This window comes from Yersinia sp. 1652 StPb PI, assembly GCF_041538345.1.
Taxonomy (GTDB): domain Bacteria; phylum Pseudomonadota; class Gammaproteobacteria; order Enterobacterales; family Enterobacteriaceae; genus Yersinia; species Yersinia enterocolitica_E.
This window is the reverse complement of the sequence record NZ_JAULSM010000001.1, coordinates 3,541,370-3,556,887: the sequence shown is the minus strand read 5'-3', so window position 1 is coordinate 3,556,887 and position 15,518 is coordinate 3,541,370. Positions and strand designations below refer to the sequence as shown.

The following is a 15,518-nucleotide window of genomic DNA, read 5'->3' as shown; positions in this document are numbered from 1 at the left end:
GTCGCTGAAAGACACTCATAGTTATGATGCCCTCAGACACTCTGTTCTGCGGGTGTGATTCAATCCACTAATTTCTGGTATCTGGATATGGCCGAACCTCGTTTTGTCCACCTGCGTGTTCACAGCGATTACTCCATGATCGATGGATTAGCCAAGATTGGACCCTTGGTGAAGAGAGCTGCTGCATTAGGTATGCCCGCTCTGGCCATTACTGACTTCACTAACCTTTGTGGTTTGGTGAAATTCTACGGTAGCGCCCACGGTGCTGGGATTAAACCCATCATTGGTGCAGATTTCTACGTGCAAAGTGAAATCTTGGGTGATGAGTTGGCTCACCTTACTGTGTTGGCACGCAATAATGAAGGTTATCAAAACCTTACCTTATTGATCTCCGAAGCTTATCAACGTGGTTATGGCGCAGCTGGTCCGATAATTGATCGCGATTGGCTGATCAAGCATAAAGAGGGGCTGATTCTGCTATCCGGTGGCCGGATGGGGGATGTCGGCAAGTTTATGCTGCGCGGCAATCAGACTCAGGTTGATCAGTGTCTTGAGTTTTATCAAGAGCATTTCCCTGACAGTTACTATTTGGAGCTAATCCGTACCGGTCGGCCAGACGAAGAGAACTATCTTCATGCGGCAGTCGCGCTAGCGACTGATCGTGGGCTGCCCGTTGTTGCGACCAATGATGTGCGTTTTATTGTTGAGTCTGACTTTGACGCCCATGAGATCCGCGTTGCTATTCATGACGGTTTTACATTGGTTGATCCTAAGCGGCCTAAAAATTATAGTCCTCAGCAGTTTATGCGCGATGAAGAACAGATGTGTGAGCTGTTCGCGGATATTCCTGAAGCGCTGCTCAACAGTGTTGAAATAGCCAAACGTTGTAACGTCACCATCCGCCTTGGGGAATACTTTCTACCGCAGTTCCCTACCGGTGAGATGAGCACGGAAGATTTTTTGGTAGAAAAATCAAAGCAAGGTTTGGAAGAGCGGTTAGAATTCCTCTTCCCCGACTCGCAAGTGCGGGCGCAAAAACGGCCAGAGTATGACGAGCGGCTCGATATTGAGCTAAAAGTTATCAACCAGATGGGATTCCCTGGTTACTTCTTGATAGTAATGGAATTTATCCAGTGGTCTAAAGATAATGGTGTTCCGGTAGGGCCAGGGCGAGGCTCAGGTGCAGGCTCTCTGGTGGCATATGCGCTCAAGATTACCGATCTGGATCCGCTGGAATTTGACCTGCTGTTCGAACGTTTTCTCAACCCTGAACGTGTATCAATGCCCGACTTCGACGTTGACTTCTGTATGGAGAAACGTGATCTGGTGATTGAACATGTGGCCGAGATGTATGGCCGCGATGCGGTTTCTCAGATTATTACCTTCGGTACGATGGCTGCCAAAGCGGTTATCCGCGATGTGGGCCGCGTGCTGGGCCACCCTTATGGTTTTGTCGATCGTATCTCAAAATTGGTGCCACCAGATCCTGGAATGACGCTGGAAAAAGCCTTTGCCGCTGAACCGCAACTTCCTGAAATTTATGAAGCCGATGAAGAGGTTAGGGCGCTGATTGATATGGCGCGTAAGCTGGAAGGGGTAACACGTAACGCTGGGAAACACGCCGGTGGGGTGGTTATTGCTCCGACCAAAATTACTGATTTTGCACCGCTATATTGTGATGCGGAAGGCAAAAACCCGGTTACTCAGTTCGATAAAAATGATGTGGAATATGCCGGTCTGGTGAAGTTCGACTTCCTCGGTTTGCGTACGCTAACTATCATTAATTGGGCGCTGGAGATGATCAATGCCAAGCGCGCCAAAACTGGGCTGGAACCGATAGATATCGCCTCTATTCCGCTGGAAGATAAGCAAAGCTTCGATATGCTGCAACGTTCGGAAACGACAGCAGTATTCCAGCTTGAATCCCGAGGTATGAAGGATCTTATCAAGCGGCTGAAGCCAGACTGCTTCGAGGATATGATAGCTCTGGTGGCATTATTCCGCCCCGGTCCGCTGCAATCCGGGATGGTAGATAACTTTATTGACCGTAAACATGGTCGTGAAGCACTGTCCTATCCTGATATCGAATGGCAACATGAATCCCTGAAGCCTGTACTGGAGCCGACCTATGGCATCATCCTGTATCAGGAACAGGTTATGCAGATTGCGCAGGTTCTGTCTGGCTACTCCCTTGGCGGCGCGGATATGTTGCGTCGAGCTATGGGTAAGAAAAACCCAGCAGAGATGGCCAAACAGCGTTCGGTATTCGAAGATGGGGCCAAAAGTCAGGGCGTTGACGGTGAATTGGCGATAAAAATCTTTGACTTGGTAGAGAAGTTCGCCGGTTATGGTTTTAACAAATCTCACTCCGCTGCTTATGCTTTGGTGTCCTACCAAACGTTGTGGTTAAAAGCACATTATCCGGCTGAGTTTATGGCTGCGGTAATGACCGCCGATATGGATAACACCGATAAAGTTGTTGGTCTGGTTGATGAATGTTGGCGTATGGGGCTGAAGATTCTGCCACCAGAAATTAACAGTGGCCTGTATCACTTCCATGTAAACGATGAGGGTGAAATTGTTTACGGGATTGGTGCTATCAAGGGGGTTGGTGAGGCGCCGATCGACGCGATACTGGAGGCACGTAAAGAGGGCGGTCACTTCAAAGATTTGTTTGATTTATGTGCCCGCGTCGATACGAAAAAGCTGAATCGGCGGATATTAGAAAAGTTAATCATGTCCGGTGCTTTTGACCGTTTGGGGCCGCACCGTGCCGCATTAATGAGCTCCTTAGGCGAAGCGTTAAAAGCCGCAGACCAACATGCGAAAGCAGAGGCCATTGGTCAGGCCGATATGTTTGGCGTATTGGCTGATGCACCTGAGCAGGTTGAGCAATCTTATGCTAATGTGCCGCGGTGGCAGGAACAAATTGTTTTAGACGGTGAACGGGAAACGCTGGGGTTATACCTAACCGGCCACCCGATTACTCAATATCTAAAGGAAATCGAACGTTATGCTGGCGGGCTGCGTTTGAAAGATATGCATCCGACGGATCGGGGCAAAATGACCACTGCGGTAGGGCTGGTAATCGCTGCAAGGGTTATGGTAACAAAACGCGGGAATCGCATTGGTATTTGTACTTTGGATGACCGTTCCGGGCGTCTGGAGGTGATGCTATTCACCGATGCATTGGAAAAATATCAGCATTTATTGGAAAAAGACCGTATCCTGATAGCCACTGGACAGGTCAGCTTTGATGACTTTAGTGGTGGACTTAAAATGACCGCCCGTGAGTTAATGGACATCAGTGAAGCTCGTGAAAAATATGCCCGTGGGCTTGCTATATCGCTGACCGACAGGCAAATTGATGACCAGCTTTTGAACCGTCTCCGTCAGTCGTTGGAACCCCATCGAGCGGGGACGATCCCAGTGCATCTTTATTACCAACGGGAAGATGCTCGCGCTCGGCTGCGGTTTGGAGCCACATGGCGCGTGACGCCCACCGATCGCTTATTGATAGATTTGCGAACGCTGGTAGGTAATGAGCAGGTGGAACTGGAATTTGACTAAAATAGGAATGCTATGAGTCTGAATTTTCTTGATTTTGAACAGCCGATTGCAGAGCTGGAAGCGAAAATTGACTCGCTGACTGCAGTCAGCCGTCAAGACGAAAAATTAGATATTAATCTGGATGAAGAGGTCCAGCGTCTGCGTGAGAAAAGTGTTGAGCTGACGCGGAAAATTTTCTCGGACCTCGGCGCATGGCAGATTGCCCAACTGGCACGCCACCCTCGTCGTCCTTATACCCTGGATTATATCGCTAATATCTTTACTGATTTCGAAGAACTGGCGGGTGATCGCGCTTATGCCGACGACAAAGCTATTGTCGGTGGTATTGCTCGTCTGGATGGTCGCCCGGTGATGATCATTGGTCATCAAAAAGGCCGTGAAACCAAAGAAAAAATTCGCCGTAACTTTGGTATGCCAGCGCCTGAAGGTTATCGTAAGGCACTGCGTCTGATGGAGATGGCTGAGCGCTTTAAGCTGCCAATCATTACTTTCATTGATACACCAGGGGCATATCCTGGTGTTGGCGCAGAAGAGCGTGGTCAATCTGAAGCCATCGCACGTAACCTGCGTGAGATGTCACGTCTGAGTGTTCCTATCGTTTGTACCGTTATTGGTGAAGGTGGCTCAGGCGGCGCATTAGCCATTGGTGTTGGCGATAAAGTGAATATGCTGCAATACAGCACCTATTCCGTTATCTCCCCAGAGGGCTGTGCATCTATTCTGTGGAAAAGTGCTGATAAAGCACCGTTAGCCGCAGAGGCCATGGGTATTACGGCTCATCGTCTGAAAGAATTAAAGATGATTGACTCGGTTATCCCTGAACCTTTAGGCGGCGCGCACCGTGATTACACCACTATTGCTGCTGCTTTGAAGGCGCAACTGTTGGCTGATCTTAGTGATCTGGATGTTTTGAATGACGAAGAATTATTGAATCGTCGTTATCAGCGTCTGATGAATTACGGTTATTGCTGATTAAGCATGCCCGATTTATTGGGCATCGCAGAGAAATATTGAAATCCGGCTCATATATTATGGGCCGGATTTTTTACTTATAGATTCTGAGTAATAATATCTAACTCCATAATAATTTTGGCAAAAATTTAATTTCATGTTGTTATAGGTAATTGGCGGACAATATGAGGATTCACCGATGAATATCATCGCAATCATGGGGCCGATGGGGGTTTACTACAAAGATGAACCTATTCGTGAGTTAAACGATGCCCTGCTGGCTAAAGGTTTTCAGTTGATCTACCCTCAGGATCGTGGTGATCTGCTTAAACTGATCGAGCATAATGCGCGGATTATTGGTGTGATTTTCGATTGGGACCAGCACAGTAATGAGCTTTGCACTGAAATTAATGATCTGAACGAATATCTCCCACTTTACGCATTTATCAATACGACCTCCTCATTGGATGTCAGTTTGAATGAAATGCGCATGGCTCTTTATTTCTTTGAATATACGTTAAATGCGGCAGATGATATTGCCCAGCATATTGAACAATATACCGCTGAGTATATGGATAGCATCACTCCGCCGCTAACCAAGGCGTTATTTAATTACGTCAAAGAAGGGAAATATACCTTCTGTACGCCGGGGCATATGGCGGGGACGGCATTTCAAAAAAGCCCGGTAGGCAGCTTATTCTATGATTTCTTTGGTGCTAACACCCTCAAGGCTGATGTGTCGATTTCAGTGACTGAACTCGGATCACTATTAGACCACAGTGGCCCGCATCTGGAAGCCGAAGAGTATATTGCCCGTACTTTCAATGCTGAGCAGAGTTATATGGTGACGAACGGGACATCAACGGCAAATAAAATCATTGGCATGTATTCGTCCCCCTCGGGCAGTACAGTATTGATTGATCGTAATTGTCATAAGTCTCTGACCCATCTTTTGATGATGACCAATATCATTCCGCTATATTTGTGCCCGGCCCGTAATGCTTACGGTATTTTGGGCGGCATCCCGCAGCACGAATTTACGCGCGAATCTATTACTGAGAAAATTGCACAAACCAAGAATGCCAGCTGGCCAGTGCATGCGGTGATAACGAACTCGACCTATGATGGGCTGCTCTATAATACTGATTATATTAAGCAGACACTGGACGTCCCTTCAATTCACTTTGATTCCGCCTGGGTGCCTTATACCAATTTCCATGAGATCTATGAAGGGAAAAGTGGCATGAGCGGGGAACGGGTTGCGGGTAAAGTTTTCTATGAAACGCAATCGACACATAAATTGTTGGCCGCATTCTCTCAAGCTTCGATGATTCATATTAAAGGTGATTACAATGAAGGCACTTTTAACGAAGCTTATATGATGCACACCACCACCTCACCGAATTACGGCATTGTGGCATCAATGGAAACTGCCGCAGCAATGATGCGTGGTAAACCGGGCAGGCGCATGATTATGCGCTCCATTGAGCGTGCGATGCATTTTCGCAAAGAAGTTCGCCGTTTACGTTCACAGAGTGACAACTGGTTCTTTGATGTCTGGCAGCCAGAAGATATTGACGAAATAGCCTGTTGGCCGTTGCAACCGGGGCAAAAGTGGCATGGCTTTAGCAATGCAGATGCAGATCATATGTATCTGGATCCGATCAAAGTGACCATCCTGACGCCGGGTATGAGCAGTGAAGGGGAACTTGAAGACGAAGGGATCCCTGCGGCATTAGTCGCTAAATTTCTCGATGAACGCGGCATCGTGGTAGAGAAAACCGGGCCATATAATTTGCTGTTCCTGTTCAGTATTGGCATTGATAAAACTAAGGCGATGAGCTTATTACGCGGCCTCACTGAATTTAAACGCGCTTATGATCTTAACTTGCGGGTTAAAAATATGCTGCCGGATCTGTTTGCTGAAGATCCCGATTTTTACCGCCATATGCGTATTCAGGAGTTGGCCGCCGGTATCCACCAATTGATCCGTAAACACGACTTGCCCCGTTTGATGCGCCAGTCCTTTGATGTACTGCCAGAGATGAAACTCACGCCGTATGACATGTTCCAACAGCAGATTCGCGGTAATATAGCGGCCTGCGAAATGCGTGATTTGATAGGTAAAGTCGTGGCCAACATGATCCTGCCTTACCCGCCGGGGGTACCGTTGGTTATGCCAGGTGAAATGATCAGTGAAGAGAGCCGCGCAGTCTTGGACTTCCTGCTGATGCTGTGTGCCATCGGCGCGCATTACCCTGGATTTGAAACCGACATTCACGGAGCTAAACGCGATGATGATGGTCGCTATTGGGTCAATGTGCTGAAGACAAATGATTAAACTGGAGTAATACATGTTAGCAATACGTCAGATACATCATATTGCAATCATTGGCTCAGATTATCAGGTCAGTAAAAAATTCTACTGTGAGGTGCTGGGGTTCAGCTTGATAAGTGAGGTCTATCGTGAAGAACGCGACTCATGGAAAGCTGATTTAGCCTTAAATGGGCAATATACTATTGAGTTGTTTTCTTTTCCCTCCCCGTCAACACGGCCTAGCCGCCCAGAGGCTTGTGGTTTACGTCACCTGGCTTTTCAGGTTGATAATATTGAGCAGGCAGTCAGTGAACTGGGGGCCGCCGGTGTGATTTGCGAAGCGGTTCGCATTGATCCCTATACCCAATCACGTTTTACTTTCTTTACTGATCCAGATGGTTTACCTCTGGAGCTATACGAAATAACGCTGGAATGACATGAACTCAGCCACCTTTATGCCTAATGTGTTACTCAATCCTTTGTTCGCGCAATTGGGTGATCATCGCCATGTGCTGGTGGGGTTCAGTGGTGGGTTGGATTCCAGTGTATTACTGCATTTATTGGTTAGCCTGCGCCAACAATTGCTCCCTGAGCTGAAAGTTCGCGCGATTCATATTCATCACGGATTAAACCCATTGGCAGACAGTTGGGTAAAACATTGCCAGCAGCAGTGTGATCAATGGGAAGTTCCACTTGAAGTGGTGCGAGTGAAGATTGACCCGCGACACAATGGAATAGAGGCTGCCGCCAGAACGGCTCGCTATCAGGCATTTTCCTCACATTTAGCTGCCAATGAAGTGCTACTTACGGCTCAACATCTGGATGACCAGTGTGAAACCTTCTTACTGGCACTTAAGCGGGGCAGTGGTCCGGCGGGGCTGTCCTCAATGGCAGGCAGAATGCCGTTTGCCCATAGCCAGTTGTTGCGGCCATTGTTGGCCTTTTCCCGCGCAACGCTTGAGAACTATGCTCAAGCACAACAACTACGGTGGATTGAAGATGACAGCAATCAGGACCATCGTTTCGATCGTAACTTCTTGCGATTAAGTGTGTTGCCTCTGCTTCATCAGCGCTGGCCGCATTTTGCTCAAGCGACGGCGCGCAGTGCAAGTCTGTGCGCTGAGCAGGAACAATTATTGGATGAGTTGTTGGCAGATAATCTGCAACAACTGCAAAGCCCGGATGGCGCGCTTTCTATTGAGGGGTTATTACTGGCCTCAGAAGCCAAACGGGGGGCGATATTACGCCGTTGGCTGGCTAGATGGGGGGCAGTGATGCCATCGCAAAACCAACTGCAACGTTTGTGGTTAGAAGTTGCTATGGCAAGGCAAGATGCAGAGCCTCAGCTTACTTTGGGGGCACATCAGGTTCGCCGCTTCCGGCAATATTTATATCTATTGCCACCGCTGGCTGAGATAAATATACGGCATCTACCTTGGGCCAACATTGAGGCTGGGCCTAATCATGTCGCAATCCCCCCAGGCCCTTTGATTCTACCTGCCAATCTGGGGGTATTGAGTTTTATTACTGAAGGGGGGCAAGCGGTCAGGGCTGCGGCAACCGGCGAGGTGATCAGCGTCCGTTTCGGTTTACAAGGTGATATCAAGATTGTTGGGCGGCACCATTCGCGCCATAGCAAAAAGATTTGGCAAGAGTTGGGGGTACCGCCGTGGCAACGGGAGCGTATTCCGCTACTCTACTTTGGCGAACAATTAATTGCTGCGGCTGGAGTGTTTGTGGCTCAGGCAGGCCAGGCAAAAGAAGGCGAACCCTGTTGGCACCTAAATTGGGCCAACGCGGAATAATAAAATAACAACACGCAGAACAGTCTATTTTGAGGAGCAATGATGAAATTAGTCGTCAGTATAATGGTGTTATGGGGATTGAGTAGTTTCTCGGTGTTGGCAAAAAATGATATCGAAGCGGGGCGGGTTAAGTCTGCCAGTTGTGTGGCTTGTCATGGTGCACAAGGTAAGGTTTCGGTGCCGATGTATCCTAATCTGGCTGGGCAAAATGCCATGTATTTAGAACAATCATTAAAAGCGTATAAAAAAGGGGAGCGAACTGGTGGGCAAGCTGGAGTGATGCAGGCTTATGTTGCGCCTTTAACCGACGAGGATTTCTCTGATTTGGCGGCTTACTATGCCAGTTTAAAACCTTGATTCGGTTTGGTCTGCCCTGAATGCAAAACGGGCCACTTTTCAGCGGCCCGTCATCAATATAATGGGATGAAGCTATGATGCACTCACCACAACAGTCCCTATCTCGGGGTGACTGAAGCTGGCAATATAGTCCAGACGCAACTCGCGCATTGTTCCTTCTTGCTCGATAATCAGGTATTCGACCTTTTTTCTCAGCAGCAGATCGCTGGCTTTACCTTCTACGATCTCACCGCCTCTCAACTTCAACGTCAGTATCAGGTGATGTTGGCAGGCGAGCTCTAGATTATCGTAGTCATCACAATTGATGGGTTGATACTCTTCACTCATCGACATAATCGCTCACCAATAAGTTAGCGGCGGCAAAGGCCGCCTGTTCCCTAACGGAGGACGGTAGTGCGTCGTTAGCCGCAACTTCGTCCAATGCTTTCAATACACAGCGCAATGCGTCTGGTACGTAACCCAGATCGCCACTTCCAATTTGGGCATAAAAACGGCGTACTAATTCACAGTATTGCTGCACAGTAATCCTCCTGGAAAAGTTTAACCCAGTAGATTCTCAGCGGAAGCGACACACTGTCAACCTACGAAGATAAACTCTGAACTTATAAGGACTATAGCACAGGAGTGATAGAGATATTAGAGTGTGGCACAAGGTTTCTTTTTCGCATTGATGCCACTAATCGTTCTCTTTATGCAGGGTTGGCTGGCTGCTGGCAGACTGGATCAAGTACACTGTCCGCCAGATAATTAAGAGGTCACCCATGGCACTAAAAGCAACCATCCATAAAGCTGCTGTTAACATTGCGGATATGGATCGTAATTTTTTTCAGGATGTTAACCTGACTATCGCGCAGCACCCCTCCGAAACTGACCAGCGTATGATGCTGAGGTTACTCGCATGGATCTGCCACGCTGATGAGCGTTTGCAGTTTACTAAAGGTCTGAGCGCTGACGATGAGCCGGAGATTTGGCGTCATAATGACCATAACGGTATTGAATTGTGGGTTGAGCTGGGGTTACCAGAGGAGAAACGTCTGCGTAAAGCCTGTAATCAGTCACAGCAAGTGGTGCTGTATGCCTACAGCGAACGCGCAGCTAAGGTGTGGTGGCCACAAGTCCGGGATAAGTTATCCGGGCACCGCAATTTGCGGGTGCGCTTCTTGGGTGATGAACAGATGGCCAAGTTGGCGGCACTTGCGAATCGTAATATGTCGTTACAGGCTACGTTGCAAGAGGGAACTATTTGGTTGTCGGATGCTCAGAATAATCTGGAAATTAGTTTTGATGAATGGCAAGGCGACGGGCAATAAGCGTGCTGATTATATCTAATTATGTCAGTCTACCTGACAGTGAGATTGAGCTGACGGCGATCCGGGCGCAGGGCGCGGGGGGACAGCACGTCAATAAAACCTCAACTGCCATTCATTTGCGCTTTGACATTAAGGCTTCAAGCCTGCCAGAGTACTATAAAGAAAGGTTATTATTGCTAAATAGCCATTTGATGACGGCAGAGGGTGTCGTTATCATCAAAGCGCAAGAATACCGCAGCCAGGATATGAATCGCGAAGCGGCATTGGCGCGGCTGGTGGCATTAATCCGTCAGGCAATGGTGGTAGAAAAGGCTCGTCGGGCGACAAAACCGACCAAAGGCTCAAAAATAAGGCGAGTCGAGGGCAAAGTCCGCAAAGGTGCGACCAAAGCGCTGCGCGGCAAAATACATCAGGAGTGATGCCATTATTTAGCCTGGGATTTATACATTGTGACTAATGTGGCTTCATTCCTTATATATCGGACACAGTATGGGAGAATGACTGTGAAAAAATTAACAATAACGCTATTTTTGGCAGTAGGTGCACTGTCATTATTAGGTTGCAACAATCGACATCAACCGGTTGAACAGGCTTTACAACCTATGCAGCAAAGCTATCAGGGCGTATTACCCTGCGCGGATTGCAGTGGTTTGGATACCTCACTGTTCCTTGATAGCGATGGGACTTTTATCCTGAAGGAAATTTATCGTGGTACTGCTCATGCTGGCGATAACAACGAGAGCGATCAAACCTTTGCTGAATACGGTCAGTGGGCGCGTACTGCTGATAAGTTGGTACTTACTAACGGGCAAGGGGAGAAACGCTACTTTCGGCCAGTAGGTAAAAATCTGGTGATGCTCGACCAACAAGGATTGGCGATTCAGTCAGCATTGAATTATCAGCTTACCCCGAGTGATCAGCCGTTACCCAAAACGCCGATGCCGTTGAGCGGTATGTATAAGTATTTTGCTGATGCCGCCGTATTTACCGATTGTGCTACCGGCCGAACCTTCCCAGTCGAGAATAATATTGCACTGGAAACCGGATATTTAAAGGCCCGTAAAAAGGTCGGTGAACCGGTATTTTTAACCCTTAATGGCCATTTTGATGTGCGGCCATCGATGGAAGAAGGGCAATCAGACAAAACGCTGATTCCGGCTGATAACATTAAGTTTAATGCCAGTAAGAGTTGCGGCAGTAAATAGAATCTATCCGTTGCTGCAATAAAAAGCCGCTGGTAGTGAGTTAACTATCCAGCGGCTCAGCGGTTTATTTAGGGTCAATTAGCGCTTGATTTGGCCCAGCAGGAACTCAATGATTTCACTGGTTTTAATCATCTGCTTCTCACCAACACGGCGGTTTTTATATTCCACCTCTTCGCAGTCGAGATTGCGGTCACCAATCACGATATTGTGTGGCACGCCAATCAGCTCCATATCGGCAAACATCACGCCTGGGCGTTCTTTGCGGTCATCAAGCATCACGTCAATACCATGGGCACGCAGAGTGGCATACAGCTCTTCTGCCAACTCTTTCACGCGGAAAGATTTGTGCATATTCATTGGCAAAATGGCTACCTGGAACGGTGCAATCGCATCCGGCCAAATAATGCCACGGTCGTCATGATTCTGCTCAATGGCCGCTGCTACTACACGGGATACGCCAATACCGTAACAACCCATGGTCATCACTTGGTTACGGCCATCTTCGCCCTGAACCGTGGCTTTCATCGCTTCCGAGTATTTAGTGCCTAGCTGGAAGATATGACCGACTTCAATACCACGCTTGATAAGTAATGTGCCTTTGCCATCAGGGCTGATATCACCTTCAACCACATTACGTAAATCGGCAATTTGTGGCAGCGGTAAGTCACGCTCCCAATTAATACCAAAGTAGTGTTTGCCGTCGATATTCGCGCCAGCACCAAAATCACTCATTGCTGCCACACTGCGGTCAATCACGATTGGCAACTGCAAATTAACCGGGCCTAATGACCCTGGACCTGCGCCAATCACTGCACGAATCTCTTCTTCACTGGCAAAGGTCAGTGGTTTGGCGACTTGTGGCAGTTTTTCTGCTTTAATCTCATTGAGTTCATGATCACCGCGAACCAGCAACGCAACCAGCTTGTGACCACTCTCTTCGTGAGCATGTACCAATAAGGTTTTCACTGTTTTCACTATTGGAAGGTTGAACTGCTCGACCAATTCAGCGATGGTTTTTGCATTCGGGGTATCAATGATACGCAGCTCTTCCGTGGCGCTAGCTCGTGGTTCATCAGGAGCCACTGCTTCAGCAAACTCAATATTAGCGGCATAATCAGAACCGGTTGAGAACACGATGTCGTCTTCGCCACTCTCGGCCAGCACTTGGAATTCATGCGATGCACTGCCACCAATTGAACCGGTATCTGCCAGAACTGCACGGAAATTCAGATCCATACGAGAGAAAATCTTACTGTAGGCCGCATACATCGCGTCGTAAGTTTCCTGCAACGATTCCTGAGTGGTATGGAAAGAGTAAGCATCTTTCATCAGGAACTCGCGAGCACGCATCACGCCGAAACGAGGGCGAACTTCATCACGGAACTTGGTCTGGATTTGGAAAAAATTTAGCGGCAACTGTTTGTAAGAGTTGATCTCACCGCGAATCAGGTCAGTAATCACTTCTTCATGAGTTGGACCGAGCACAAATGGGCGTTCGCCGCGATCGACAAAACGCAATAGCTCAGGACCATACTGTTCCCAGCGACCACTCTCCTGCCACAAATCAGCCGGTTGTACGACGGGCATTGAAACCTCAATAGCACCGGCGTTATTCATCTCTTCGCGCACGATGTTTTCGACTTTCTTCAACACCCTAACTCCGGTCGGTAACCAGGTATAAAGACCTGATGCCAGTTTACGGATCATCCCGGCACGAAGCATCAGTTGGTGACTGATCACTTCAGCATCGGCAGGTGTCTCCTTTAGAGTGGAGAGCAGATATTGGCTAGTACGCATGATGTTTTGGTTCCATTAGCACTGCAACAAGTAGAGGCAGTCCAAAAAGTAAAAAGTGGTTTAGTTTACCAGCGAGTACGGGTTGTCAAAAGAGAGCTGGCTGAAATTTAGCGTGGGTCGAGCGACAACACTTCTGTTTGCTGGCCCATAACCCGCCAACGCACATTAAATTCCAGCAACAGAACCGCGTATTCGCGGCTTTCATTATCGTCTTTACGGTAGGCTGGGCGGGGGTCTTGTGCCAAAACCTGGCTGATAAAACGCCGCAAATGTGGATAACGCGTCTGCTGCTGTACTAACTGTTGCTCAGCGGTGGCTGAGAAACACACCGGCATATCTGCATCTGGGGCTGTCTGCGCAAAACCAGCGCGCGCCAGTGGCTGGCTCTCTGCGAAAGGCAGATAGGGTTTAATATCAATCACCGGGGTTCCATCAACCAGATCCAGACTCCCCAACTCCAGAATCACCTCTGCGCCCTGGCAACGTATCCCTTTCAGCTCAATCAACGACATGCCGATAGGATTTGGCCGGAAAGTGGAGCGAGTGGCAAATACGCCCATCCGTGTATTACCGCCTAAACGTGGCGGGCGAACCGTCGGACGCCAACCCCCCGCCATGGTTTGATGGAAAACGAACATCACCCATACATGACTGAAGTCAGATAACCCACGCACGGCTTCCGGCTGATTATAGGGAGCCACTAACTGTAACTCACCACCGCCATCTTCAATTAGACCGGGCTGCCTTGGCACCGCAAACTTTTCTTTATAGGGTGAGCGAATCACCCCGATCTGATTGAAGGAAAATACACTCATTTTGATGAAACGTTCAGTGCAGAACCTTGGCACACCGCTTGTTGATAGCAGCCAGGAACGCCACTTTGTATTTCACATCCGTGTAGCAGCACCGCATTGGCTTTCATATAAGAAGCACGGGTCTGCATTCTCTTACGGGCGGTGGCGATACTGGCTGGAGAGTCCTGAACGGTAGATTGGCAAGACTCACCGGATACTTCGCCTAAGTCGCGGAAAGGCTTGCCAACAAGTTCTTCAGCACTTTTATAAAGTTTTACCGGTGCCGGACGAGGGGCTGCCGTTGGGCTGGGTTTAGTCACCGGAGGTGGTTGCTTAACCGGACTTTCTGTGGTGGATGGCTTTGATTGAAGCATGGAGCATCCAGTTAGCGAAAGTGCTAACAGACACAGAGGTAACGCACGCATAGAAATTCCTCAGCCTTTTTTATTTAAGAGGCGCTATTGAAGCAATCTATGATGCAAATAACAAGACGGGCCATAGCCCGTCTTGCAATATATTTAGCAAACACTGATTTTAGCTAACGCCATATTCAGCAAAATAGCCAATTAACACTTACCAGCCTTTCACTGCACCACCGTTGAATGCTTTGTTTGCTGCATCGTAAACTTCATCAGACTGATATGCCTGAACGAATTTCTTCACGTTTTCCGCATCTTTGTTATCTTCGCGAGCCACGATCAGATTGACGTAAGGTGACTCTTTATCTTCCACGAACAAGCCATCTTTAGCCGGTGTTAAGCCAATCTGGCTGGCGTAGGTGGTATTGATAATCGCCAAGGCGATTTGTTGGTCATCCAAAGAACGTGGTAACTGAGGGGCTTCCAGTTCAACCAGTTTCAGGTTTTTAGGATTCTCAACCACATCCAACACGGTTGGCAGCAGACCAACACCGTCTTTCAGTTTAATCAGCCCCACTTTTTGCAGTAGCAACAGAGAACGGCCCAGATTGGTCGGGTCATTTGGCAGTGCGACCTGAGAACCCGGTTGTAACTCTTCCAATGATTTGATTTTCTTAGAGTAACCAGCAATTGGATAAACGAATGAGTTACCCACAGACACTAACTTGTAGCCACGATCTTTAATTTGCTGATCCAGATAAGGCTTATGCTGGAAGGCATTCAGGTCAATATCACCTTTGCTCAATGCTTCGTTTGGCAAAACATAGTCGTTAAAGGTAACCAGTTCAACATCCAGACCATATTTGTCTTTTGCCACTTTTTGAGCAACTTCAGCAACTTGTTGCTCGGCACCCACAATGACACCAACTTTAATGTGGTTTGGATCTTTCTCTGCCGGGCCGCAACCCACCAGAGCCAAGGTACCAATCAGTGCACTGACTGCCGCGATAGATTTGAATTTTAAAGACATATCCCTTCCTCTATAGACATTCG

Annotated in this window: 15 protein-coding genes; 9 read left to right on the top strand and 6 right to left on the bottom strand. The window is 48.2% G+C overall.

Annotated features, from left to right (window positions below; translation table 11 throughout):
* Positions 1-87: 87 nt before the first annotated feature.
* From dnaE to Q2T71_RS16210, 6 genes are all read left to right on the top strand, one after another.
* The gene (gene dnaE, locus Q2T71_RS16235; protein WP_372559762.1) at positions 88-3,570 is read left to right on the top strand and encodes a DNA polymerase III subunit alpha; all 3,483 of its coding nucleotides are present in this window, start codon (positions 88-90) and stop codon (positions 3,568-3,570) included.
* Between the two features lie 12 nt (positions 3,571-3,582).
* Positions 3,583-4,542 carry an acetyl-CoA carboxylase carboxyl transferase subunit alpha gene (gene accA, locus Q2T71_RS16230; RefSeq protein ID WP_372559761.1) on the top strand — a complete coding sequence of 320 codons (960 nt, stop codon included), beginning with the start codon at positions 3,583-3,585 and terminating at the stop codon, positions 4,540-4,542.
* A gap of 178 nt (positions 4,543-4,720) precedes the next feature.
* Positions 4,721-6,862: a lysine decarboxylase LdcC gene (locus Q2T71_RS16225; protein ID WP_372559760.1), complete on the top strand. Its 2,142-nt coding sequence runs from the start codon at positions 4,721-4,723 to the stop codon at positions 6,860-6,862.
* Positions 6,863-6,875: 13 nt separating this feature from the next.
* The gene (locus Q2T71_RS16220) at positions 6,876-7,274 is read left to right on the top strand and encodes a VOC family protein (protein ID WP_372559759.1); all 399 of its coding nucleotides are present in this window, start codon (positions 6,876-6,878) and stop codon (positions 7,272-7,274) included.
* A gap of 1 nt (position 7,275) precedes the next feature.
* Positions 7,276-8,643 (top strand): tRNA lysidine(34) synthetase TilS, encoded by a 1,368-nt coding sequence (gene tilS / locus Q2T71_RS16215; RefSeq protein ID WP_372559758.1) that lies wholly within the window; start codon positions 7,276-7,278, stop codon positions 8,641-8,643.
* A 39-nt stretch (positions 8,644-8,682) separates the two neighbouring features.
* Complete coding sequence (locus Q2T71_RS16210; RefSeq protein WP_372559757.1) at positions 8,683-9,000, top strand: cytochrome c; 318 nt, start codon at positions 8,683-8,685, stop codon at positions 8,998-9,000.
* A 72-nt stretch (positions 9,001-9,072) separates the two neighbouring features.
* Here Q2T71_RS16210 and rof read toward each other — a convergent pair whose 3' ends face one another.
* Together rof and Q2T71_RS16200 are read right to left on the bottom strand one after the other, a co-directional pair.
* Positions 9,073-9,333 (bottom strand): Rho-binding antiterminator, encoded by a 261-nt coding sequence (rof, locus tag Q2T71_RS16205; protein WP_083162954.1) that lies wholly within the window; start codon positions 9,331-9,333, stop codon positions 9,073-9,075.
* Positions 9,320-9,520 (bottom strand): YaeP family protein, encoded by a 201-nt coding sequence (locus tag Q2T71_RS16200; RefSeq protein WP_005185672.1) that lies wholly within the window; start codon positions 9,518-9,520, stop codon positions 9,320-9,322. The genes rof and Q2T71_RS16200 overlap by 14 nt, the downstream gene beginning before the upstream one ends.
* Before the next feature lie 241 nt (positions 9,521-9,761).
* On the opposite strand from Q2T71_RS16200, the gene Q2T71_RS16195 reads away from it, so the two are divergent.
* From Q2T71_RS16195 to nlpE, 3 genes are all read left to right on the top strand, one after another.
* Positions 9,762-10,310 carry a YaeQ family protein gene (locus Q2T71_RS16195; RefSeq protein ID WP_372559756.1) on the top strand — a complete coding sequence of 183 codons (549 nt, stop codon included), beginning with the start codon at positions 9,762-9,764 and terminating at the stop codon, positions 10,308-10,310.
* 2 nt (positions 10,311-10,312) lie between these two features.
* Positions 10,313-10,729: an alternative ribosome rescue aminoacyl-tRNA hydrolase ArfB gene (gene arfB / locus Q2T71_RS16190; protein WP_372559755.1), complete on the top strand. Its 417-nt coding sequence runs from the start codon at positions 10,313-10,315 to the stop codon at positions 10,727-10,729.
* 84 nt (positions 10,730-10,813) lie between these two features.
* Entirely contained in the window at positions 10,814-11,515 is a 702-nt protein-coding gene (gene nlpE, locus Q2T71_RS16185) for an envelope stress response activation lipoprotein NlpE (protein ID WP_193784790.1), read from the top strand.
* A 78-nt stretch (positions 11,516-11,593) separates the two neighbouring features.
* Here nlpE and proS read toward each other — a convergent pair whose 3' ends face one another.
* From proS to Q2T71_RS16165, 4 genes are all read right to left on the bottom strand, one after another.
* Entirely contained in the window at positions 11,594-13,312 is a 1,719-nt protein-coding gene (gene proS, locus Q2T71_RS16180; RefSeq protein ID WP_372559754.1) for a proline--tRNA ligase, read from the bottom strand.
* A 107-nt stretch (positions 13,313-13,419) separates the two neighbouring features.
* Entirely contained in the window at positions 13,420-14,127 is a 708-nt protein-coding gene (gene tsaA / locus Q2T71_RS16175) for a tRNA (N6-threonylcarbamoyladenosine(37)-N6)-methyltransferase TrmO (RefSeq protein WP_372559753.1), read from the bottom strand.
* Entirely contained in the window at positions 14,124-14,531 is a 408-nt protein-coding gene (rcsF, locus tag Q2T71_RS16170; RefSeq protein WP_083162966.1) for an Rcs stress response system protein RcsF, read from the bottom strand. Before rcsF ends, tsaA begins: the two co-directional genes overlap by 4 nt.
* Positions 14,532-14,679: 148 nt before the next feature.
* Positions 14,680-15,495, bottom strand: a complete 816-nt coding sequence (locus Q2T71_RS16165) for a MetQ/NlpA family lipoprotein (protein WP_042569242.1) — start codon at positions 15,493-15,495, stop codon at positions 14,680-14,682.
* Between the last annotated feature and the right edge of the window lie 23 nt (positions 15,496-15,518).

What these genes read in the sequence shown, in the direction of transcription:
- dnaE (WP_372559762.1), top strand. Translation starts at nt 88, where the DNA reads ATGGCCGAACCTCGTTTTGTCCACCTGCGTGTTCACAGCGATTACTCC.
- accA (WP_372559761.1), top strand. Translation starts at nt 3,583, where the DNA reads ATGAGTCTGAATTTTCTTGATTTTGAACAGCCGATTGCAGAGCTGGAA.
- Q2T71_RS16225 (WP_372559760.1), top strand. Translation starts at nt 4,721, where the DNA reads ATGAATATCATCGCAATCATGGGGCCGATGGGGGTTTACTACAAAGAT.
- Q2T71_RS16220 (WP_372559759.1), top strand. Translation starts at nt 6,876, where the DNA reads ATGTTAGCAATACGTCAGATACATCATATTGCAATCATTGGCTCAGAT.
- tilS (WP_372559758.1), top strand. Translation starts at nt 7,276, where the DNA reads ATGAACTCAGCCACCTTTATGCCTAATGTGTTACTCAATCCTTTGTTC.
- Q2T71_RS16210 (WP_372559757.1), top strand. Translation starts at nt 8,683, where the DNA reads ATGATGAAATTAGTCGTCAGTATAATGGTGTTATGGGGATTGAGTAGT.
- rof (WP_083162954.1), bottom strand. Translation starts at nt 9,333, where the DNA reads ATGTCGATGAGTGAAGAGTATCAACCCATCAATTGTGATGACTACGAT.
- Q2T71_RS16195 (WP_372559756.1), top strand. Translation starts at nt 9,762, where the DNA reads ATGGCACTAAAAGCAACCATCCATAAAGCTGCTGTTAACATTGCGGAT.
- proS (WP_372559754.1), bottom strand. Translation starts at nt 13,312, where the DNA reads ATGCGTACTAGCCAATATCTGCTCTCCACTCTAAAGGAGACACCTGCC.
- tsaA (WP_372559753.1), bottom strand. Translation starts at nt 14,127, where the DNA reads ATGAGTGTATTTTCCTTCAATCAGATCGGGGTGATTCGCTCACCCTAT.
- rcsF (WP_083162966.1), bottom strand. Translation starts at nt 14,531, where the DNA reads ATGCGTGCGTTACCTCTGTGTCTGTTAGCACTTTCGCTAACTGGATGC.
- Q2T71_RS16165 (WP_042569242.1), bottom strand. Translation starts at nt 15,495, where the DNA reads ATGTCTTTAAAATTCAAATCTATCGCGGCAGTCAGTGCACTGATTGGT.